The sequence below is a fragment of the Bacillus sp. SIMBA_008 genome (assembly GCF_046535495.1).
Classification (GTDB): domain Bacteria; phylum Bacillota; class Bacilli; order Bacillales; family Bacillaceae; genus Bacillus; species Bacillus subtilis.
In genome coordinates, this window is the sequence record NZ_JAWRWL010000545.1 from 1 (window position 1) to 268 (window position 268).

Consider the following 268-nt stretch of genomic DNA (forward strand, 5'->3'; position numbering starts at 1 on the left):
TTGATTCTCAGGATGCCGCGCTTGAAGGTATTATAAACCGCAAAGTAAAAGAAGGAGATGTTGTCATTATCCGTTATGAAGGGCCAAAAGGCGGACCGGGCATGCCGGAGATGCTTGCTCCGACGTCTCAGATTGTCGGGATGGGGCTTGGCCCGAAAGTGGCGCTTATTACAGACGGCCGTTTTTCAGGAGCGTCCCGGGGTCTTTCAATCGGGCACGTATCACCTGAAGCGGCTGAAGGCGGCCCGCTCGCATTCGTAGAAAACGG

1 pseudogene is annotated in these 268 nt (G+C 54.5%); it reads left to right on the top strand.

The window, feature by feature from the left end:
• Positions 1-268: pseudogene (locus SB658_RS24380) on the top strand (dihydroxy-acid dehydratase domain-containing protein); the annotation flags it as partial.